Source organism: Streptomyces bottropensis ATCC 25435 (assembly GCF_000383595.1).
Classification (GTDB): domain Bacteria; phylum Actinomycetota; class Actinomycetes; order Streptomycetales; family Streptomycetaceae; genus Streptomyces; species Streptomyces bottropensis.
In genome coordinates, this window is the sequence record NZ_KB911581.1 from 7,370,849 (window position 1) to 7,391,487 (window position 20,639).

General features: G+C 71.2%; 16 protein-coding genes and 2 tRNA genes. 3 read left to right on the top strand and 15 right to left on the bottom strand.

Going from position 1 to position 20,639, the window contains the following annotated elements:
- Positions 1-180 precede the first annotated feature (180 nt).
- A complete protein-coding gene (gene lepA, locus STRBO_RS0132670; RefSeq protein WP_028796970.1) occupies positions 181-2,049 on the bottom strand; it encodes a translation elongation factor 4 in 1,869 nt (622 codons plus the stop codon).
- A 269-nt stretch (positions 2,050-2,318) separates the two neighbouring features.
- Between lepA and rpsT the strand changes: the two genes are divergently transcribed.
- Entirely contained in the window at positions 2,319-2,585 is a 267-nt protein-coding gene (gene rpsT / locus STRBO_RS0132675) for a 30S ribosomal protein S20 (protein ID WP_005479277.1), read from the top strand.
- A gap of 598 nt (positions 2,586-3,183) precedes the next feature.
- Here the strand turns inward: rpsT and holA are convergent.
- The 8 genes from holA to leuS all read right to left on the bottom strand — a co-directional run bounded on the left by holA (position 3,184) and on the right by leuS (position 14,563).
- Positions 3,184-4,170, bottom strand: coding sequence for a DNA polymerase III subunit delta (holA, locus tag STRBO_RS0132680; protein WP_202498814.1), 987 nt, complete (start codon positions 4,168-4,170; stop codon positions 3,184-3,186).
- Positions 4,171-4,379: 209 nt separating this feature from the next.
- Entirely contained in the window at positions 4,380-4,625 is a 246-nt protein-coding gene (locus STRBO_RS0132685) for a hypothetical protein (protein WP_078595581.1), read from the bottom strand.
- A gap of 78 nt (positions 4,626-4,703) precedes the next feature.
- Positions 4,704-5,525, bottom strand: coding sequence for an arylamine N-acetyltransferase family protein (locus tag STRBO_RS0132690; RefSeq protein ID WP_020115433.1), 822 nt, complete (start codon positions 5,523-5,525; stop codon positions 4,704-4,706).
- A 4-nt stretch (positions 5,526-5,529) separates the two neighbouring features.
- Positions 5,530-8,010: a ComEC/Rec2 family competence protein gene (locus STRBO_RS0132695; protein WP_005479283.1), complete on the bottom strand. Its 2,481-nt coding sequence runs from the start codon at positions 8,008-8,010 to the stop codon at positions 5,530-5,532.
- A gap of 62 nt (positions 8,011-8,072) precedes the next feature.
- Entirely contained in the window at positions 8,073-9,023 is a 951-nt protein-coding gene (locus STRBO_RS0132700) for a ComEA family DNA-binding protein (protein ID WP_005479284.1), read from the bottom strand.
- 463 nt (positions 9,024-9,486) lie between these two features.
- Entirely contained in the window at positions 9,487-10,332 is an 846-nt protein-coding gene (locus tag STRBO_RS0132705; RefSeq protein ID WP_005479286.1) for a DegV family protein, read from the bottom strand.
- A 111-nt stretch (positions 10,333-10,443) separates the two neighbouring features.
- The gene (locus tag STRBO_RS0132710; RefSeq protein ID WP_005479287.1) at positions 10,444-11,244 is read right to left on the bottom strand and encodes a hypothetical protein; all 801 of its coding nucleotides are present in this window, start codon (positions 11,242-11,244) and stop codon (positions 10,444-10,446) included.
- A 439-nt stretch (positions 11,245-11,683) separates the two neighbouring features.
- Complete coding sequence (gene leuS / locus STRBO_RS0132715) at positions 11,684-14,563, bottom strand: leucine--tRNA ligase (RefSeq protein ID WP_020115434.1); 2,880 nt, start codon at positions 14,561-14,563, stop codon at positions 11,684-11,686.
- Positions 14,564-14,998: 435 nt separating this feature from the next.
- On the opposite strand from leuS, the gene STRBO_RS0132720 reads away from it, so the two are divergent.
- Both STRBO_RS0132720 and STRBO_RS0132725 read left to right on the top strand, forming a co-directional pair.
- Positions 14,999-16,399 carry a ferric reductase-like transmembrane domain-containing protein gene (locus STRBO_RS0132720; RefSeq protein WP_202498815.1) on the top strand — a complete coding sequence of 467 codons (1,401 nt, stop codon included), beginning with the start codon at positions 14,999-15,001 and terminating at the stop codon, positions 16,397-16,399.
- Positions 16,396-18,009, top strand: a complete 1,614-nt coding sequence (locus STRBO_RS0132725; protein WP_005479295.1) for an NADH-quinone oxidoreductase subunit NuoF family protein — start codon at positions 16,396-16,398, stop codon at positions 18,007-18,009. Before STRBO_RS0132720 ends, STRBO_RS0132725 begins: the two co-directional genes overlap by 4 nt.
- Positions 18,010-18,176: 167 nt before the next feature.
- Here STRBO_RS0132725 and STRBO_RS0132730 read toward each other — a convergent pair.
- From STRBO_RS0132730 to rsfS, 6 genes are all read right to left on the bottom strand, one after another.
- Positions 18,177-18,249, bottom strand: a tRNA-Ala gene (locus STRBO_RS0132730).
- A 255-nt stretch (positions 18,250-18,504) separates the two neighbouring features.
- On the bottom strand, positions 18,505-18,738 hold the full coding sequence (locus STRBO_RS0132735; RefSeq protein ID WP_005479297.1) for a hypothetical protein: 234 nt from the start codon (positions 18,736-18,738) through the stop codon (positions 18,505-18,507).
- Between the two features lie 3 nt (positions 18,739-18,741).
- A complete protein-coding gene (locus STRBO_RS43975; RefSeq protein ID WP_005479299.1) occupies positions 18,742-18,912 on the bottom strand; it encodes a hypothetical protein in 171 nt (56 codons plus the stop codon).
- 224 nt (positions 18,913-19,136) lie between these two features.
- Positions 19,137-19,209: transfer RNA gene (locus STRBO_RS0132745), tRNA-Ala, on the bottom strand.
- Positions 19,210-19,336: 127 nt separating this feature from the next.
- Positions 19,337-20,005: a histidine phosphatase family protein gene (locus STRBO_RS0132750; protein WP_005479301.1), complete on the bottom strand. Its 669-nt coding sequence runs from the start codon at positions 20,003-20,005 to the stop codon at positions 19,337-19,339.
- Positions 20,002-20,448, bottom strand: a complete 447-nt coding sequence (gene rsfS, locus STRBO_RS0132755; protein ID WP_005479303.1) for a ribosome silencing factor — start codon at positions 20,446-20,448, stop codon at positions 20,002-20,004. The genes STRBO_RS0132750 and rsfS overlap by 4 nt, the downstream gene beginning before the upstream one ends.
- Positions 20,449-20,639: the final 191 nt, after the last annotated feature.

The window sequence follows — 20,639 nt, forward strand, 5'->3', positions numbered from 1 at the left end:
CGGTTCGTAAGGGGCGGCGGGCAGTCACTTTCCACCGAGAACAACCCTACGAACACACGCCTGTATCTCCCGGACGACCTGCGGGCCCGTCGCGCCGAAACGCGACGGGCCCGCATCATGCCCGAGTTTCCGCGGGTAACAGCGCTCACCCCGCGGACCGGGGCCCCCGCCGCCCGGTGGCTACTTCTTGCCCTTGCCGCTGCCGGCACTGTCGTCGCTGGACAGAACGGCGATGAAGGCCTCCTGCGGAACCTCCACAGAGCCCACCATCTTCATCCGCTTCTTGCCCTCCTTCTGCTTCTCCAGCAGCTTCCGCTTCCGGGAGATGTCACCGCCGTAGCACTTGGCGAGGACGTCCTTGCGGATGGCGCGGATGGTCTCGCGGGCGATGACCCGCGACCCGATCGCGGCCTGGATGGGCACCTCGAAGGCCTGCCGCGGGATCAGCTCGCGCAGCTTGGCCACCAGCCGCACACCGTAGGCGTAGGCGGCGTCCTTGTGGGTGACGGCCGAGAAGGCGTCCACCTTGTCGCCGTGCAGCAGGATGTCGACCTTGACCAGGCTGGAGCTCTGCTCACCGGTGGGCTCGTAGTCCAGGGAGGCGTAGCCGCGCGTCTTCGACTTCAGCTGGTCGAAGAAGTCGAAGACGATCTCCGCGAGCGGGAGCGTGTAGCGGATCTCGACCCGGTCCTCGGAGAGGTAGTCCATGCCGAGCAAAGTGCCGCGCCGGGTCTGGCACAGCTCCATGATCGAGCCGATGAACTCGGAGGGCGCGAGGATCGTGGCGCGTACGACGGGCTCGTACACGGCGTCGATCTTCCCCTCGGGGAACTCGCTCGGGTTGGTGACCGTGTGCTCCGCGCCGTCCTCCATGACGACGCGGTAGACCACGTTCGGAGCGGTGGCGATCAGATCGAGCCCGAACTCGCGCTCCAGCCGCTCACGGATCACGTCCAGGTGCAGCAGACCGAGGAAGCCGACGCGGAAACCGAAGCCGAGCGCGGCGGAGGTCTCCGGCTCGTACACCAGCGCGGCATCGTTGAGCTGGAGCTTGTCGAGGGCGTCGCGCAGCTCGGGGTAGTCGGAGCCGTCCAGCGGATACAGACCCGAGAAGACCATCGGCTTCGGGTCCTTGTAACCGCCGAGCGCCTCGGTGGCACCCTTGTGCAGGGTGGTGATCGTGTCACCGACCTTGGACTGACGGACGTCCTTCACACCGGTGATCAGATAGCCGACCTCGCCGACCCCGAGGCCGTCGGCCGCCTTCATCTCCGGGGCCGAGACGCCGATCTCCAGCAGCTCGTGGGTCGCGCCGGTGGACATCATGCGGATCCGCTCACGCTTGTTGAGCTGCCCGTCGATGACACGCACGTACGTCACGACACCGCGGTAGGAGTCGTACACCGAGTCGAAGATCATGGCCCGCGCGGGCGCGTTCTGGACGCCGATCGGGGCCGGGACCTCGGCGACGACCCGGTCCAGCAGCGCCTCCACGCCCAGACCGGTCTTGGCGGAGACCTTGAGCACGTCCGCCGGGTCACAGCCGATGAGGTTGGCGAGCTCCTCGCTGAACTTCTCCGGCTGGGCGGCCGGCAGGTCGATCTTGTTCAGCACGGGGATGATCTTGAGATCGTTCTCCATCGCCAGGTAGAGGTTGGCGAGGGTCTGGGCCTCGATGCCCTGAGCCGCGTCGACGAGGAGGACCGTCCCCTCGCAGGCCGCCAGCGACCGCGAGACCTCGTACGTGAAGTCGACGTGCCCAGGCGTGTCGATCATGTTGAGGATGTGCGTGGTGCCCGGATCATCGGTCGGCGCCCAGGGCAGACGCACCGCCTGGGACTTGATCGTGATGCCACGCTCACGCTCGATGTCCATGCGGTCGAGGTACTGAGCACGCATCTGCCGCTGCTCGACCACACCGGTCAGCTGGAGCATCCGGTCGGCGAGCGTGGACTTGCCGTGGTCGATGTGCGCGATGATGCAGAAGTTGCGGATCAGAGCCGGGTCGGTACGGCTCGGCTCGGGCACATGGCTAGGGATCGCGGGCACGCAGGGTCCTGATTCTTGAGGTGTCCGCAGCCGTCTGCGGTCTCGGGTCGGATCTAGCGGGTCTTGAACGTAGGCACCATGGTCCCACGGGCGGAGAACTGCGACCGGTTTGGGCCGACCCGTGGACGGCTGGTAGCGTGGGCGGCTGTGTCTCATGCCCTCTCAGCAGGAGACACATCCCTAGGAAATCAAACGGTGTCCGAGGCGTGCGCGGCGTGTCCTGCACGATCTCCACGGTCTCGCACACCTGTAGCTGAAAAGGCTCATTCGTGGCGAACATCAAGTCCCAGATCAAGCGGAACAAGACCAACGAGAAGGCGCGCCTTCGCAACAAGGCCGTCAAGTCGTCGCTCAAGACCGCGATCCGCAAGGCTCGCGAGGCCGCTGCCGCGGGTGACGTCGAGAAGGCCACCGAGTACCAGCGCGCTGCCGCGCGCCAGCTCGACAAGGCCGTCTCGAAGGGCGTCATCCACAAGAACCAGGCCGCCAACAAGAAGTCGGCGCTTGCTTCCAAGGTCGTGGCCCTCAAGGGCTGAGCTCCACTTTGATCTGACCGCCGGCTGGACCCAGAGCGGGCCCTCTCTCATCCGCTCCCACCCGGCACCCCGGACCCGTACGCGGCCTGCGTTCGCCACGCGGGTACAGGTCCACAAGCATTGACCGAGGCCCCGCCCCCATCCCTTCCCCAGGGACGAGGACGGGGCTTTTGTCATACCTGCCCGTCGACGGAGACAGCGTGAGGGGTTCTCGGGAGCGAGGGCGGCGGGCTCTCCGGGCACGCAGGGGCGCAGGGCTTCTCGGGTGCGGGGCGGAGAGCTCTCCGGGCACGCACGGGCTCAGGGTTTCTTGGAGCGGGGTCGGCAGCTTTCCCCGACTGAGGGAACCGCTGGGATTCTCTGGCGTGGGGGGATCGGCGGGCTTGCGTGAGCCCAGGGAGCGGCACGCTCGCAGGGCATGGAGCACCGCAGGCTTTCAGGGGCGCGGGGAACTGCGCGACAAGCCCCGACGCTCCCGCACCCGCCCACGCACAGTCGCCCGCTCCCCCACGCTCCTCCCCCCGGCGTAGAAGGGGCAGCGCCCCTGGGGACGGGACAGGACGGGACGGGACGGGTAGGGGCGGCGGGGGCGAAAAACTCAGCCCCGACGAGACCGAGCCGCCCGAGCGATCACCACAACCGCCTTCTCCAACGCGTACTCGGGATCATCCCCCCCGCCCTTCACCCCCGCATCCGCCTCAGCCACCGCCCGCAACGCCACAGCCACCCCGTCCGGCGTCCACCCCCGCATCTGCTGCCGCACCCGATCGATCTTCCACGGCGGCATCCCCAACTCCCGCGCGAGATCCCCCGGCCGCCCACCCCGCGCCGACGACAGCTTCCCGATCGCCCGCACCCCCTGAGCCAACGCACTGGTGATCAACACCGGCGCCACCCCCGTCGCCAACGACCACCGCAGCGCCTCCAACGCCTCCGCCGCCCGCCCCTCGACGGCCCGGTCGGCCACCTCGAAGCTCGACGCCTCGGCCCGCCCCGTGTAGTACCGCCCGACAACCGCCTCGTCGATCGTCCCCTCGGCATCCGCGACCAACTGCGACGCCGCGGCCGCCAGCTCCCGCAGATCACTCCCGATCGCGTCGACGAGCGCCTGGCACGCCTCGGGAGTCGCGGACCGCCCGAGCGTGCGGAACTCTCCCCGCACGAACGCCAGCCGATCCCCCGGCTTCGTCATCTTCGGGCACGCCACCTCCCGTGCCCCCACCTTGCGCGCCGCGTCCAGCAGCGCCTTCCCCTTGGCACCCCCCGCGTGCAACAGCACCAGGGTGATCTCCTCGGCAGGGGCCCCCAGATACGCCTTCACGTCCTTGACGGTGTCGGCCGAGAGATCCTGCGCATTGCGTACGACCACGACCTTCCGCTCCGCGAAGAGCGACGGACTCGTCAGCTCGGCGAGCGTGCCGGGCTGCAACTGGTCCGAGGACAGATCCCGTACGTCCGTGTCGGCGTCCGCGGCCCGCGCGGCGGCCACCACCACCTGCACGGCGCGGTCGAGCAGCAGCTCCTCCTGTCCCACGGCAAGCGTCACGGGGGCGAGAGGATCGTCATTCGCAGTCTTCTTGGCCATCTCGGAAAGCATCCCACGCCCCACTGACAACCCACCCCGCCCCGCACGGCACCGGCACCGGCACCGGCACCGGCACCGGCACCGGCACCCCGGAACAGTGCAGGGAACCGCGCGGACACTCCCACCGACCAGCAGCCGCCGAACCACCCCCGCGCTCCCCGACGCTCCCCGGTCACCGGGGCGTCACGGCTCCTCCCGGCGCCGGGGCGTCAGGGCTCCTCCCGCCACCCCTCCCACTCCCCAGCGAACTCGTCCAACGCCACCGGATCGAGCCGCCCCCGCTCGTCCCGCAGCACCAACAGCCACTGCGCGTCCTCGGCGTCGTCCTCCCCCGCCAGCGCGTCCCGCACCAGCTGAGGCTCCTCGTCCAGCCCGAACCGCTCCCCGAGGGCCTCCGCCGCCGCCTCGGCCGCGTCACGATCAGGCAGCACCAACACATGTCTCACATCGCTCACGCCCCCATTTTCCGTCCGCCCTCCCCCTGCTCCTCCGGGGCCCCTCCCCCTCCCCCACCCCCACCCTCCCCTCCCGCCCTACCCCAAGCTCCCCCTCCCGTCCCCCACCTCCGGCACCCGCCCCAGCTCGATCCCGAACCGCTCCCGGTACACGGCCAGCACCTCCCCGTCCGTCGCCGGCTCGGTCACCTCCCGGTCGCCCTCCGCCGAGGTGACCGTGAGGGTGCGGCCGCTGAGCGTGCTGCGGCCGCCGTCCTCGGCGACCCGGGAGCAGACGAGAGACCGGGTGAAGTGGGAGGCCGGTGAGGTGCTGTGCCACCAGGCCCCGGCCACGAAGTCCCCGAGGACCCTCGGCCGCACCTCCAGCCGGTACTGCGGCTTGCCGTCCCGGAACACGTCCAGGTCCCCGAAGTCCCGCCCCCCGCTCTGTCCGTCCGCCTGGGCCACCCGGAACGTGCCTCCCGGATCCTTCTGCTCCTCCCGATTCCCGAACTCCAGCGGACAGTGGCTGTTCGCCCCGAACCCGACATCGACCAGCCAGTCACCCCCGTCCACCGTCCCTACCCGCAGCGCGAGATGGTCGTACGGGATGCCGAGCCGCTCCTGCTCGTCGTACACCCGCGCCGCGAGCAGCGTCACGTCGAATCCGAGCGCCGCGAGCAGTGCCCCGAACAACCCGTTCAGTTCGTAACAGAACCCGCCTCTGCGTCGCCCCACCACCTTGTCCAGCAGCCGCTTCTCCTCCAGGACGATCTCCTCACCCAGGTGGATCGACAGGTTCTCGAACGGCACCGCCCGCAGATGGCGCAGGTGCAGTTCACGCAGCACGTCGGCCGTGGGCCGGGCCGGCCGCTCGGCTCCGAGGCGGCGAAGGTAGGCGTCAAACTCTGAGGTGTCCATGAGGTCAGTCTCGCGCCACGAGCAACTCCTTCGCCGTGCCCGCGACAGCGATCGCGCCGTCCTCGTCCGTACGCAGCACCGTGGCGCCCCCGGCCCGCAGCGCGGCGACCGTACTGGGCGCCGGGTGACCGTACGGGTTGTCCGCGCCGACCGAGATGAGGGCCAGCCGTGGAGCCATCGCACGTATCAGTCCAGGGTCCTGGTAGGCCGAACCATGGTGGGCGACCTTCACCACGTCCACGGCTCCCAGCGCCGCGGCCTCCGGTGATCCCGCCAGTTCCCGCTGGCCCGGAGGCTCCAGGTCGCCCAGGAGCAGCAGGGTCAGCCCGGCCGAGCGGACGAGCATGGTCACGCTGGCGTCGTTCGGCCCGTCCGGCGCGGCGGCGTCGGCCGGTGGCCACAGCACCCGCCAGGTGAGGCTGCCCGTGCGCCGCTCCTCCCCGGCCACGGCCCGGGTCAGCGGGATCCGCCGGTACGCCGCCTCCCTGCGCACGAACTCGGCCTGTTCCACAGGCTCCTCGAAGCCGGTCGCCGCGATCGCCCCCACCGCACGCCCTCGCAGCACTCCCGGCAGCCCCATCACGTGGTCGGCGTGGAAGTGGGTGAGGACCACGAGCGGGATCCGGGTGATGCCGAGTGCCGTGAGGCAGCGGTCGACCGACACCGGATCGGGACCGGCGTCCACGACCACGCCGGCGCCGTCGCCCGCCGCGAGGACGCTCGCGTCCCCTTGCCCCACATCGCACATCACCAGGTGCCAACCCGGCGGCGGCCACCCCGTGATCACCCTGGTCAGGGGCGGTGGCTGCACCACGACCAACAGAAAGGCCAGCAGGCAGGCTCCCACCAGATACGGGTGGCTGAGGAGGCGCCGCCCGATCAGGAGGACCACCACGGTGACCAGGACGAGGAGCAGCGCACCGGTCCAGCTGCCCGGCCAGTCCACGCCCGCGCCGGGCAGCGACGCCCCGGTGCGGGCGATGTCCGCGATCCAGCCGGCGGGCCAACTCGCGCACCAGGCGAAGCACTCGGCGACGGGCATCGCCACCGGGGCCGTCGCCAGCGTGGCGAACCCCAGCACCGTGGCCGGGGCCACCGCGAACTCCGCCAGCAGGTTGCACGGCACCGCCACCAGGCTCACCTTGGCCGACAACACGGCGACGACCGGCGCGCACACCGCCTGCGCGGCCCCCGCCGCGGCCAGCGCCTCGGCCGGACGCGGTGGCACCCGGCGCCGCTGGAGCGCGGCGCTCCAGCGCGGGGCGAGGGTGAGCAGGGCTCCGGTCGCGAGGACGGACAGCAGGAAGCCGTAACTGCGGGCCAGCCACGGGTCGTACAGGACCAGCAGCAGGACCGCCGTCGCCAGCGCGGGGACGAGGGACCTGCGACGTCCCGTCGCGATGGCCAGCAGCGCGATCGCACCGCACGCGGCGGCCCGCACCACGCTGGGTTCCGGCCGGCACACGATCACGAACCCGAGCGTCAGCGCACCACCCGCCAGCGCGGTCGCCCGCAGAGAGATGCCGAGCCGGGGTGCGAGTCCCCGTCGCTCGGCCCGCTGTGCCAACCCCGGCGGTCCGATGAACAGGGCCAAGAGAATCGTGAAGTTGGCCCCGCTGACGGCGAGGAGGTGCGTGAGATCGGTCGCCTTGAACGCCTCGTCCAGCTCGGCCGGGACCCGCGAGGTGTCCCCGACGACGAACCCCGGCAGCAACGCCCGCGCGTCGGCGTCCAGCCCGTCGGTCGCCTCCCGCAGTCCCGCGCGCAGCCGTCCCGCGAGCCGCTGCACGGCGCTCGGCTCCTCCGTCACCACCGGCGCCCCACCGCCCCGCACCCGCAGCACGGCGGCCACCCGGTCGCCGCCGACCATGGCCGGCGCGACCCGCGCCGCGATCCGCACCCGCGTGGACGGCAGAAGCGAGAGCCACGACGCTCGACCGGACCGCTCGTCCACGTCGACCATGACCAGCACCGGTGTGCGTGTCCGCACGACCGTCCCGTCCGGGCCCCGCACCCGGCGTACCTCGGCCTGGAGGAGCACGGCGGCCGGGGCCGCGTGGTTGCCCTTGATGCGGGGGCGGGTGAGCCGTGGGTCGGCCGTCAGCCGGACCTCCGCGGTCACCCGGGCGTACTGCTCGGCCAGAGCGGGGACGGGCCCCCGCCGCAGATCCGCCCCGTGCAGTCCGGCGGAAGCGGCGGCCGCTCCGGCACAGAGCAGCACAGCGGCGACGGACATCCTCGTCCGAGCCCCGGTCCCACCCCGTACCGGCCCGTCCGCACGCCCCGGCCTGGGCCGAAGGACCAGCAGGGCCGAGCCCACCACCAGGCAGATCACGACCACTCCCGTGACCCAGCCGGGCGAGGCATGCACCATGAGCGCCGCCGTCCCCCACGCGGCCAACGCCGGGGGCACGAGACGCAGGTCCGTCGGTCCCTCCTGTCTGGGGTGGGCGTCGCCGAGCCGGGTGCCGGAGGCCGCGTGCACGGCGGGCCGCGGCGGGGCGCCCCCCGCATCGACTGCCGCCGTGGCCCCCTCATCCGTCGTACTCACGGCTGTACGAGGTCGCGCAGGTCGGCGAAGCGACGGTCCCCGATGCCGTTCACCTCGCGCAGTTCGTCGACCGAGCGGAAGCCGCCGTGGCGGGTGCGGTGGTCGATGATGTGCTGGGCGAGGACGGGTCCGACGCCGGGCAGGGTGTCCAACTGGTCGGCGGTGGCGGTGTTGAGGGAGACGGGGGTCGTGGGCGCGGCCCCGGTGACGGCGCCACCGGCCCCGACCGCACCCGCCCCGGGCATCGCGCCTGGCCCGGACACCGGCATCGGACGTCCGACCAGGACCTGCTCGCCGTCCACGAGGATTCGGGCACGGTTGAGCCCGTCGGTCCTCGCCCCCGGCCGGACACCGCCCGCCGCCCGTAGCGCGTCGGCGACCCGGGAGCCGGCCGGCAGCCGTTGGATGCCCGGCCGGCGGACCTTTCCGCCGACGTCCACCACGATCGAGGGCCCCGTCGAGGCGACCGCACCGGCCGAGGCGTCCGGCACCGCCGCCGCCCGGCCGTCCCCCGGCTCACCGTACGAGGCCGCCGGGCCCCCCGAAGCGCCTGGGGCACCCGCCCGCACCACCTCCGGCGCGCTCACGGTCTGGGTCCGGCCCGTCCAGAAGTGCTGGGCCGCGAACACCGCCGCGACGACCAGCACCACGCTCAGCGCGACCACGCTCTTGCGTTCGGTGGCACAGCGCACCTGCAACCACAGCGGCAACCGCTCCCGCAGGGCCGGCCCCATCCGCTCCCGCCACGCACCCCTGACCGCACGATCGGCTTCTCCGAAGCCGACGTCACGACCGGTCGCGAACCTGTCCGCCCCAGCGGTCCTGCCGGTGACGGCGTCTTCCCTGCCGACGACGACGGCTTGCTCCTCGGCGATCTCGACGATCTCGATGGTCTCGGCGGTCTCGGCGGTCTCGGTGATCTCATCGACATCGACGTCACCACGCACTGCGGAAGCCCCAGAGCTCACGGCCCCCTCCGCGGCGAGAGCCCGGACCGCGCGGCCCTCGCTGTCTCCCCTCGCCGTCCCCCCGGTCGCTCCCGGCGGCCCGTGCCCCAACTCCCTTGGTTCTCGCGCCCTCTCGGGGAACAGTGCCTCCGCGCGACGGCGGAGCGTCTCCGCCGTCGCCCGGCGGCGGCCGGCCCTGCCCCCGGGCTGTCGAAGGCGGTGGCGGGCGCGTCCGTCGGAGGACGGGCCCCTGCCGGGGCCGCTGGTGACCGTCGCAGTGCGTGAACGTGATCGAAGTGCCATGCCACGAGGATCGGGCAGACTCGCCCCATCGCGATGATCTTGCTCAATTACGGTGGATTACTACCGGGTTGTGGATAACTCCGTCACCCACACGAGCGCTGAAAGTCTCGACGCCCTCACGCCCCGACTCACCGACTCACCGACTCACCGACTCACCGACTCACCGAGGTGAGACGACGACCCCCAGCAGTCCGGGCCCCGTGTGCGCCCCGATCACCGCTCCGACCTCGCTCACATGCAGGTCGGCCAGTCCGGGCACCCGGCTCCGCAGCCGGTCCGCGAGCGCCGAGGCCCGCTCGGGCGCGGCAAGGTGATGGACCGCGATGTCGACCGGCGCGCTCCCCGCCCGCTCGGCGACGATCTCCTCCAGGCGGGCGATCGCCCTGGACGCCGTACGAACCTTCTCCAGCATCTCGATGCGGCCACCGTCGAGCTGCAGCAGCGGCTTGACGGCCAGCGCGGAACCGAACAGCGCCTGGGCCGCGCCGATCCGTCCACCCCGGCGGAGATAGTCCAGGGTGTCGACGTAGAAGAATGCGGACGTCCCCGCGGCCCGTTTCTCGGCGGCCGTGACGGCCTCGTCCACCGTGCCGCCCGCCTCGGCGGACTCGGCGGCGGTCAGGGCGCAGAACCCGAGGGCCATCGCGACCATCCCGGTGTCGACCACGCGCACCGGCACGGGCGCGTCGCGGGCCGCGAGCACGGCCGCGTCGTAGGTGCCCGAGAACTCGGCGGAGAGGTGGAGGGAGACGATGCCCGTGGCGCCCGTCTCCGCGACCCTGCGGTAGGTCTCGGCGAACAGTTCGGGGCTGGGGCGCGAGGTGGTGACGGACCGTCGCTTCTGCAGCGCCAGGGCCAGGGAACGTGCGGAGATCTCGGTACCCTCGTCGAACGCCTGGTCGCCGAGGACCACGGTCAGGGGCACCGCGATGATGCCGTGACGCTCCATCGCCGGCGGCGGCAGGTAGGCCGTGGAATCGGTGACGATCGCGACATGGCGGGACATGAGCTGGAGGTTACCCGCCCAGCCCCGTCGACGGCAGCCCGGCCCCTCTCACCTGCGACCGTACGGAGCGAGCCGACCGTCCCGGGCGAGCCGTCCGCCGTGGCGACCGGATCAAGTCGTGCTCTCCGGGCGGGGCTTCTTCTGCCACGGATACGTCGGCCGCGCGCTCGCCGGGGCGATCGCGGGCTTGGGCGGCCCCTCAGCGCCGGGGGACTCACCACCACGGGACTCGGCGGCGCGGGGCTCGGCCGAGCGCGACGCGGGGGGCTCCTGCCAGGTCTGCCCCGTGGAGGCGGTGGCCTCGGGCTTCGGCGCCTCGGGCCACACCGCGGCGGGTTCCGTCGTCCAGTGCCGCAGCGCGCCCGCCTCGACGTCGATCTGCGCGCTGAGCGTGTCCAGGTCTTCCTCCGCGAACCTGCGCGCCCTGTCGTGCGCGGCCCAGCGCAGGGAGTCGGCGGACTTGACGACCCGCTCCGTGCGCTCGCGCAGCGCGGGGAGCCGCTGGGCCAGCTTGCTCCGGTCCGGTTCGGGCTCCAGGCGCCGGAGCTCGTCGTCCAGCTCCCGGCCGTGCTTGCTGAGCTGCTCGAAGAGGGCCAGGGACTCCTTCAGGGACTCGTCCTCACCCACCCCCGCCTGCAAGGCCTCCTGGGTGGCCCGCATCGACGTACGCAACTTCAGCCGCAGATCGGCCAGTTGCCCCGCCGGGCCCGGCTGGGCCAGGCTTCTGGCGCGCAGGGTGGTGTCCTCGACGGTCCGCTTGGCCTGGGTGATCGTACGGTCCACGCCACGCTTGGCCGCGCCGACCGCCTTCACCGTGGCGTACACGCCCAGCGCCACGAACAGCACGAAGAACAGGGCGACGATTGCGATGACGGCTTCCACGACGCGCTCCTCCTCCGACCGGCACGGCATGTGCTGCGGCGCTCTTCAACGGTAAACGCAACGGGCACGTCCCGAGTTCCACCGGAACCCGGAACCTGCCCGTAGGGGACGACCCTGAACCACCGCCGACAGCACCCGCACGATCACCCGCAGCCGCACGACCTACCGCGGCATATCCACCACCCGCCGGCAGCCGAACGACCACCACCCGCCGGCCGCCGCCGACTACCACCGGTCGTCAGTTGACCACCGTCAGTCCTCCTCAGGCCACCGTCAGTCCTCCTCAGACCACCGCCAGCCGCCGCGGACCACCGACGGTCGCTCTCAAACCACCGCCGGGTCGCCCCACGGTCCACCGCCAGCCACCCCGCAGCGCCCCACGGTCCACCATCAGTCGTCCCGCAGCGCCCCACCGACCACCGCCAGCCGCCCCGCGGCGCCCGGCGGAGCACTCCGCCGGGCGCCCCGCTCACGTGACGATGTTCACCAGCTTCGGCGCCCGCACGATCACCTTCCGGATCGGGGCTCCGGCCAGCGCCGCGACCACCTTCTCGTCGCCGAGGGCCACCTTCTCCAGCTCCTCCTCGGAGATGGCCGGCGACACCTCCAGGCGGGCCTTGACCTTGCCCTTGATCTGGACGACGCAGGTGACGGCCTCGTCGACGACATACGCCGGGTCGGCGACGGGGAAGTCCCGGTGCACGACCGAGTCCGTGTGGCCCAGCTTGCGCCACAGCTCCTCGGCGATGTGCGGGGCCAGCGGCGCGACCAGCAGGACCAGGGCCTCGGCGACGGGGCGGGACACCGGGCCGCCCACCTTGGTCAGGTGGTTGTTCAGCTCGGTGATCTTGGCGATCGCGGTGTTGAACCGCATGCCCTCCAGGTCCTGCCGTACGCCGTCGATGGCCTTGTGCAGCGCGCGCAGGGTGTCCTCGCCGGGCTCGTCGTCCACCACGGTCACCTCGCCGGTGGCCTCGTCGACGACGTTGCGCCACAGCCGCTGCAGCAGGCGGAACTGGCCGACCACCGCGCGCGTGTCCCACGGCCGGGAGACGTCCAGCGGGCCCATCGCCATCTCGTACAGGCGCAGCGTGTCCGCGCCGTACTCCTCGGCGATCGACTCGGGAGTGACGGCGTTCTTCAGGGACTTGCCCATCTTGCCCAGCAGGCGGCTGACCTTCTCGCCCTGGTAGTAGTAGGCGCCGTCGCGCTCCTCCACCTCGGCGGCCGGTACCGCGAAGCCACGGCTGTCGCGGTAGACGAAGGCCTGGATCATGCCCTGGTTGAACAGCTTGTGGAACGGCTCGGCCGAGGAGACGTGCCCCAGGTCGAACAGGACCTTGGACCAGAAGCGCGCGTACAGCAGGTGCAGCACGGCGTGCTCGGCGCCGCCGACGTACAGGTCGACGCCGCCGTGCGGCCGGCCCTCGCGCGGACCCATCCAGTACCACTCGATCTCCGGGTCGACCAGCTTCTCGGAGTTGTGCGGGTCCAGGTAGCGCAGCTCGTACCAGCAGGAACCGGCCCAGTTGGGCATGGTGTTGGTCTCGCGGCGGTACGGGCGCGGGCCGCGTCCGTCGCCCAGGTCCAGCGTGACGTTCACCCAGTCCTCGTTGCGCGACAGGGGCGTCTCGGGCCGGGTGTCGGCGGCGTCCGGCTCGAAGGTGCGCGGCGAGTAGTCCTCGACCTCGGGCAGCTCCAGCGGCAGCATCGACTCGGGCAGCGGGTGGGCGACGCCGTCCTCGTCGTAGACGATCGGGAAGGGCTCGCCCCAGTAGCGCTGGCGGCTGAACAGCCAGTCGCGCAGGCGGAAGTTGACGGTGCCGTGACCGATTCCGGACCGCTCCAGCCATTCCGTGATGCGCGCCTTGGCCTCGACGACGCCCAGGCCGTCCAGGGACACGCCCTCACCGCTGGAGTTGATGATCTTCGCGTCGTACGAGGCGAAGGCGTCCTCCCAGGTGGAGGTGTCCGTGCCGCGGCCGTCGGTCGGCTCGACGATGCAGGTGACGGGCAGTTCGAAGGCGCGCGCGAATTCGAAGTCGCGCTGGTCGCCCGCCGGGACGGCCATGATCGCCCCGGTGCCGTAGCCCATCAGCACGTAGTCGGCGATGAAGACCGGGATCCGCTCGCCGTTGACGGGGTTGGTCGCGTACGAGCCGGTGAAGACGCCGGTCTTGTCCTTGGCCTCGGCCTGCCGTTCGACGTCGGACTTGGAGGCGGCCTGCGCGCGGTAGGCGGTGACGGCGTCGGCCGGGGTCGCGTGGCCGCCGGTCCACACGTCGTGGGTGCCCTCGGGCCAGGCGTCCGGGGTGAACTTGTCGACCAGCGGGTGTTCGGGGGCCAGGACCATGTAGGTCGCGCCGAACAGGGTGTCGGGGCGGGTGGTGAAGACGGTGATGTGCTCGCCGTCGATGGGGAAGTCGACGCGGGCGCCCTCGGAACGGCCGATCCAGTTGCGCTGCTGCAGCTTGATGGCCTCGGGCCAGTCCAGCTCGTTCAGGTCGTCCAGCAGGCGGTCGGCGTAGGCGGTGATGCGCATGTTCCACTGGCGCAGCTTGGCCTTGAAGACGGGGAAGTTGCCGCGCTCGGAGCGGCCGTCGGCGGTGACCTCCTCGTTGGCCAGCACGGTGCCCAGGCCGGGGCACCAGTTGACCGGCGCGTCGGAGGCGTACGCCAGGCGGTGTCCGCCCAGCACGTCGGCGCGCTCGGCGGCGCTCAGCCCGCTCCAGGAGCCGCCGCCGGGCAGCGCGCGCTCACCGGACTCGAACTGGGCGACCAGCTCGGCGATGGGGCGGGCCCGCTTCGCCTCGTCGTCGTACCACGAGTTGAAGATCTGCAGGAAGATCCACTGGGTCCACTTGTAGTAGTCCGGGTCGATCGTGGCGAACGACCGGCGCTTGTCGTGGCCCAGGCCCAGCCGGCGCAGCTGGGACTTCATGTTGCTGATGGCCGCTTCGGTGGTGATCCGGGGGTGCTCACCGGTCTGCACGGCGTGCTGCTCGGCGGGCAGGCCGAACGCGTCGAAGCCCAGGGTGTGCAGGACGTTGTGGCCGGTCATCCGCTGGAAGCGGGCATAGACGTCGGTGGCGATGTAGCCCAGGGGGTGGCCGACGTGCAGACCCGCACCGGAGGGGTACGGGAACATGTCCATGACGAACTTCTTGGGCTTGGCGGCCAGTCCGGGGTCGCCCGCCAGATCACCCGTCGGGTTGGGGGCCGCGTAGGTGCCCTCGGCGTCCCAGAAGTCCTGCCAGCGTGCCTCGATGTCGGCCGCGACGGTGGCCGTGTAGCGGTGCGGCGCTGCGTCCACCGCCGTGTCAGTGGCAGCGGGGTTCGTCTCGCTCATGATCCTCAAAGCTCCATCGATCGTCTCTGCCAGCGGCTTGTGTCGTCGGAAAACGAAAAATCCCCTCGCACAGGAGGGGACGCCGCGCCGATGCCGACCACGCCGTTCGTCGGCGGTCGGGACTGATCAGCGCGGCTCACTAAGCAGAAGGCGTACGGCACGCATGGGCTCAGGGTACCGCAGCCCTCACAGCCGTCGCGACGAGGTTCCGGCCCTCGACAGGCGTGGACCAGCGGCGTGTCCGCCACATGTTTCGGCCAAAAAAGTTGAACTTTATTCAAAACTTACTTCGCGTAACAGCCGCTAACGGGCATCCGAGATGTGAGATTGGCCCTTGATAACAGCGCAATAACTCAAACCGCGTACCGCCCGGTATTGGCACCACTTACAGTTCGACGACGGGACCGCTTTCCCGAACTGTTCGGAGTTGCCCCCATGAACCCTCGTCGCAGTAACAGCTCGATGCCCCAGACCGGCCGTTCGGCCTACGGGATAGCCACGGCTGCCGCTCTGCTGCTGATACCCGTAAGTGTGCTGGTCGGAGGTGACGCGTACCGGGAGTTCCTCGACTTCGGAGCGGGCGTGCTCTCGCTCGTCTCGCTCACACTCTCGGTGCTCTGGGGGCTCGTCGCCCAGGACCGGACCCTGCTCACCGTGCGCCAGCGGATCATCGGCCAGGCCGTCCACCGGACGACCGCCATCGCCTCGGTCGCGTTCCTCGTGCTGCACGTCGCGGTCAAGTTGGCACTCAACCACGTATCCGCGCTCGCCCTGTTCCCCTTCGCCCTCGGCGTGACGGGCACGGGAGTACTCATCGGTTTCGGCGCGACCGCCGGATCCCTCATGATCTTCGTCGCCATCACCGGCGCGCTGCGCAGCAACTTCGCGTCCCCGGCGCCGGTCGCGGCACGCTGGCGCGCGATGCACATGATGGCCTACCCGGCCTGGTGTTTCGCGCTCGTGCACGGACTCTACGCGGGTCGCGAAGCCAAGCCGATCTTCGTGATCCTGTACGCCACCGGCCTGATCGCCGTCGCCGCCGCCCTGTTGCTGCGCTCCGCGCCGCGCCCGGTCAAGCGCCAGGTGGTCGAGCGGATCGCCGCCGTCCTCGGCACCGACGGCCAGCGTCCCCCCGAGGTCGACGACCTCGTGAAGTCCCGCTCCGCACTGCAGGGCACGGACGAGCCCGGCGGACGCCGCGAGGGCGGCCGGCGCGAAGGCGGACAGCGCGACCGGATGCGCGACACCGGCCAGTTCCCGCTGCCCGGCTTCGGCGGCGGACAGGGCAACCCCCCGCTCGGCGACCCGCTGGTGCCCCCGCAGCGCGGGGCGGCCGCCTCGGCCGACAGCGGCCCCGGCTTCGCGGCCGCCTACCGCGCGGTGTCGATGACCCCGCGCGCGGCGGAGCCCACGGCGCCCTATCTGACCCAGCAGCAGCCGCCGTTGGACATGCAGCCCACCCAGGCCATGCCCCGCATGGACGACGGCTCGACCACCGGGAGCACCCGCTGGCCGGCCCCGTCCCCGCCGCCGGTGGGCGAGGCGCCCCCGTCGTCGTACGACCCGATGCAGGACACGTTCGCCGGACAGCCTCTGGGCGGACAGACCTATCCGGGCCAGGCGTACCAGAGCCAGACCTACCAGGGCGAGACGTACAACACGGGCGTCTCAGAAACTCCCTACGGAACCGCTGAGACGAACGCCCCCTACGGCACGTACAACCCGAACGACACGTACAACAGCGGTCCCGCCACTGAAACGCTGTCCGGCTACGACGACTACAACCAGCCGGGCTCAGGCGAACCCTGGAACGCGCCTTCCGGAGGATTTAAGTGAACGAGGCCCTTCCCGACGTCCCCGAGGTCCGAGTGGTGGGGCTCCCCCAGCTCACCTCGGGCTTCGACCTCGTCGAGAGACTCGACCTCCCCATGCACCTCAAGGTGCACGGTCCGCTCGAACCGATGGGCGGCGAACAGCTCGCCCAGCTGTCCGAACGGATCAACCTCAAGGGCAGGGGCGGCGCGGGCTTCCCGTTCCACAAGAAACTGCGGTCGGTCGCCGAGTCGGCGATCAAGCGCGGCATCCGGCCGGTCGTGGTCGTCAACGGCAGCGAGGACGAACCCGCCTGCCGCAAGGACACGGTGCTCATCAACCGTGCCCCGCACCTCATCCTGGACGGCGCCCTGCTCGTCGCCGAGGCCCTGGGCGCCCGTCAGCTCGTCATCGGGGTGACACGTGAATCCACCGAGCGCTCGATGGAGGCGGCCCTCGCCGAGCGCGGGCTGAGCAACCGGCGCGGCGCCGCCATCCGCGCGAGCGTGCAGCGCAACCCGATCCGGATGGTCACCGGCGCCGCCGGCTCGCTGATCCGTTCCATCGACGGCGGGCCGCCCATCCCGCCGGGCCGCAAGACCAGCGCGTCCAAGAGCGGTGTCGGCGGCGCGCCGACACTGCTCTCCAACGCCGAGACCTTCGCCCAGCTCGCCATCGGCGCCCGCATCGGCTCCGAGCGGTACGGCAACACCGGCCTGTACGACGAGCCGGGCACCGTCATGCTCACCGTGTCCGGTGCGGTCGCCCGCCCCATGGTGATCGAGGCACCCACCGGCGTGCCGCTGCGCTACATCCTGCAGCTGGCCGGCGCGCCGCCGGTCCCGCAGGGCGTGCTGACCGGCGGCTACCACGGCAAGTGGATCGACGCGGCGACGGTCAACGAGGCGGTCGTCTCGCGCAACTCGCTGGACGCGGTGGGCGGTGCGCTCGGCGCGGGCGCGATCCTGCCGATCAGCCAGGACACCTGCCCGCTCGGTGAGTCGCTCCAGGTCGCCAAGTGGCTCGCCGAGGAGAGCGCGGGACAGTGCGGCCCCTGCTACCTCGGCCTGCCGGCCGCCGCGCGCGGCATGGAGGACATCCTCAACGGCGGCGGTCCGGCTGCCCTGGAGGCCCTCAAGCAGGTCGCGAAGAACGTCAAGCGGCGCGGCGCGTGCTCGCACCCCGACGGTTCCGCGATGTTCCTGGAATCGACCATCAAGGCGTTCACGGACGACCTCGCCGCGCATGTCCTCGGCAACGGCTGCGGCCGTCCCGTCGAGGGCGTGCTGCCGCTCTTCGAGGGCGGCAGGATGCCCACCGGCATCCCGGGCGGTGCCGGCGAGGAGGAGACCGGCAGCCGGCAGAAGATCTTCGTCGACTGGACGCTCTGCCGGGGCCACGGCCTGTGCGCCGACATCCTCCCCGAGGTCTTCCAGCTCGGTGCCGACGGCTTCCCCACCGTCGCTCAGGCGAAGGTCCCCCAGTACGCCGAGGCCAAGGCCTTGCGCGCGGTGCGCCGCTGCCCCGCGCTCGCCCTGCGCCTGGAGGAGGACAACCGCGCCTCCGCCCCGTCCCGCAACCTCCCGGTCCTCTCCCCGGGCCGTGGCCGCCGGGCGCTGGGCAGCGGTCGCTGACGCACGGACGCCGAAGGGCGGGTCACCCCGGTCGGGGGCGACCCGCCCTTCTCCGTTCCGCAGCAGCGGCCACCGAGGCTCCCCCTGCGGACCGCCGCGGCCACTGCGGGCGCCAACAACGCGAAGACCCCGTCCACTTGGACGGGGTCTTTTCTGTGGAGCTTCTGTGGAGCTAAGGAGAATTGAACTCCTGACCTCCTGCATGCCATGCAGGCGCTCTACCAACTGAGCTATAGCCCCTTGCCGTGCTGTCCGCCCGGTCTCCCTGGCGACGACGCCAACATTACCGGTCCCTCACGCGCACCACCAAATCGATTCCGGCGGACGCGAAAGAGGAGTTGATTTGATACTTAATGTCGGAAATCGAACCCCCGGCCACCCGCCCGCCGTTCACCACCGCCGACGACGGCCGCCGTCGGGCCGCCACAAGGGCGCCGAGACGCCCCTGACGCCCCCGCGGTGGGCGGGGGCCAGGCCGGGCTGCGGAGTTGACGCTCAGGCCGTCACGAACGAATAGAAGCGCTTGAGCGTGCAGTGCTCCTCAAGGAGCCGGCCGTAGATCGGCTCACCCTCCAGCTCGCGGTACGTCTCGATCGGGTCGCCTTTTATGATCAGCGCTCGCGCGCATTCCTCACACCAGTACTGGTAGTCGGCGTTGACAGGCTCCATGTCGCGGACGATGGGCGTGCCGCTGCCGCACCAGTCGCACTTTCTCCTGTGTGCACCCATCGTTCAGCTCCAGCTGTGGCCGCAGGCCGTGCACACGTAGGAGATCCCTCCGTTGTCACCGAGGACTTGGGCCACATGGAGCGAGCCACAGGAAGGGCAGAGGAGGGTGGTCTTGCTCCGCATCACCACCTTCGCGGGAAGGTCGTGGACCCTCCTGCGGATGCTCGCAGGCATCGCTTCTCCCTCCCGTCGGGCCGCGCCCCCTTCCGGCCGTTTGATTCTGCCACGGCCGGACCAATACGGTCAGCGACGCCTTCGTACCAGTCCGGGCGAGGAGCGGGAAAGAAGACGTCCTCAGAGCTATACGCCTCCGGAGCGGCGACTGCTCAAGAAGGGACGCAGGTCACACACGAAAAATCCCGTCCCCTCACGGGAACGGGATCTTCTGTACCGATCTGTGGAGCTAAGGAGAATTGAACTCCTGACCTCCTGCATGCCATGCAGGCGCTCTACCAACTGAGCTATAGCCCCTTGCGTCACGCGGTGGACCGCGTGGTGTCCGGCCCCGCTCGGCGGGGCGAACAAGAAGAACTTTAGCCTGCGACCAGCCGGAAAGTGAAATCCGGGCCGCGGCCCCGGTACGGGGCCGCGCACGGAGTCAGTCGTCGTCGCCGAGCACCGGCTCGGGCAGCGTGCCGGCGTTGTGCTCCAGGAGCCGCCAGCCGCGGGCGCCCTCGCCGAGGACGGACCAGCAGCAGTTGGAGAGGCCGCCGAGGCTCTCCCAGTGGCGGGGCTCCAGACCGAGGAGGCGCCCGATGGTGGTGCGGATGGTGCCGCCGTGGCTGACGACCACGAGCGTGCCGCTCTCCGGGAGCTTGTCGGCGTGCCGGAGCACCACGGGGGCGGCACGGTCGGCGACCTCGGTCTCCAGTTCGCCGCCGCCGCGGCGGACCGGCTCGCCGCGCTTCCACGCGGAGTACTCCTCGCCGTGGCGGGCGATGATCTCGTCGTGCGTGAGGCCCTGCCAGACACCCGCGTAGGTCTCGCGCAGGCCCTCGTCGTGGCTGACCTCCAGGCCGGTGAGCGCGGCCAGCTCGGCGGCCGTGTCGGCGGCACGCCGCAGGTCGGACGCGACGATCGCGTCGGGCCTCAGGGAGGCGAGCAGCCGCGCGGCCCGGCGTGCCTGGCCGAGTCCGGTCTCGGTCAGCTCGACGTCCGTGGTGCCCTGGAAGCGGCGCTCCACGTTCCACGAGGTCTGGCCGTGCCGCCAGAGGATGAGGCGGCGGCCCTTCCCCGTGCGGGTGGCCGCGTCGGTGCCCGCGGTCACCGCAGCTCCCCGTCCAGCTCGGCCTCCTCCTCGGCTGCGCGCAGCTTGGCGTGCTCGGCGCCCTTGCCCCGGGTGGCCTTGGCGTCGGCGGGCAGTTCCAGCTCGGGGCAGTCCTTCCAGAGCCGCTCCAGCGCGTAGAAGACGCGCTCCTCGCTGTGCTGGACGTGGACGACGATGTCGACGTAGTCCAGCAGCACCCAGCGGGCCTCGCGGTCGCCCTCGCGGCGGACCGGCTTGGCGCCGAGCTCCTTGTTCAGCCGCTCCTCGATCTCGTCGACGATCGACTTGACCTGGCGGTCGTTGGGCGCGGAGGCGAGCAGGAAGGCGTCCGTGATGGACAGCACATCGCTGACGTCGTACGCGATGACGTCGTGCGCGAGCTTGTCGGCGGCCGCCTGCGCGGCGGTGGTGATGAGCTCGAGGGAGCGGTCGGTGGCGGTCACTACACGGCTTTCGGTCGTCGGTCAGGAACCCTCACGGGCTACCCCAAGGGTCTCACGGCCCACCGACACCGCCCCACGCGTTAATCGATCGGGCCCCGGAGCGACGCCGATACGGCGGCTCCGGGGCCCGATGCTCGATCACCCCGACGTCGATCACCCCGGTTCGATCGTGCCGGTGCGGTCAGCGCGGC

Bases quoted from the DNA above. Each gene is read 5' to 3' on its own strand.
- STRBO_RS0132720 (WP_202498815.1), top strand. From the start codon at position 14,999: ATGAACCCTCGTCGCAGTAACAGCTCGATGCCCCAGACCGGCCGTTCG.
- leuS (WP_020115434.1), bottom strand. From the start codon at position 14,563: ATGAGCGAGACGAACCCCGCTGCCACTGACACGGCGGTGGACGCAGCG.
- STRBO_RS43975 (WP_005479299.1), bottom strand. From the start codon at position 18,912: ATGCCTGCGAGCATCCGCAGGAGGGTCCACGACCTTCCCGCGAAGGTG.
- STRBO_RS0132735 (WP_005479297.1), bottom strand. From the start codon at position 18,738: ATGGGTGCACACAGGAGAAAGTGCGACTGGTGCGGCAGCGGCACGCCC.
- STRBO_RS0132705 (WP_005479286.1), bottom strand. From the start codon at position 10,332: ATGTCCCGCCATGTCGCGATCGTCACCGATTCCACGGCCTACCTGCCG.
- STRBO_RS0132690 (WP_020115433.1), bottom strand. From the start codon at position 5,525: ATGGACACCTCAGAGTTTGACGCCTACCTTCGCCGCCTCGGAGCCGAG.
- STRBO_RS0132710 (WP_005479287.1), bottom strand. From the start codon at position 11,244: ATGCCGTGCCGGTCGGAGGAGGAGCGCGTCGTGGAAGCCGTCATCGCA.
- holA (WP_202498814.1), bottom strand. From the start codon at position 4,170: ATGGCCAAGAAGACTGCGAATGACGATCCTCTCGCCCCCGTGACGCTT.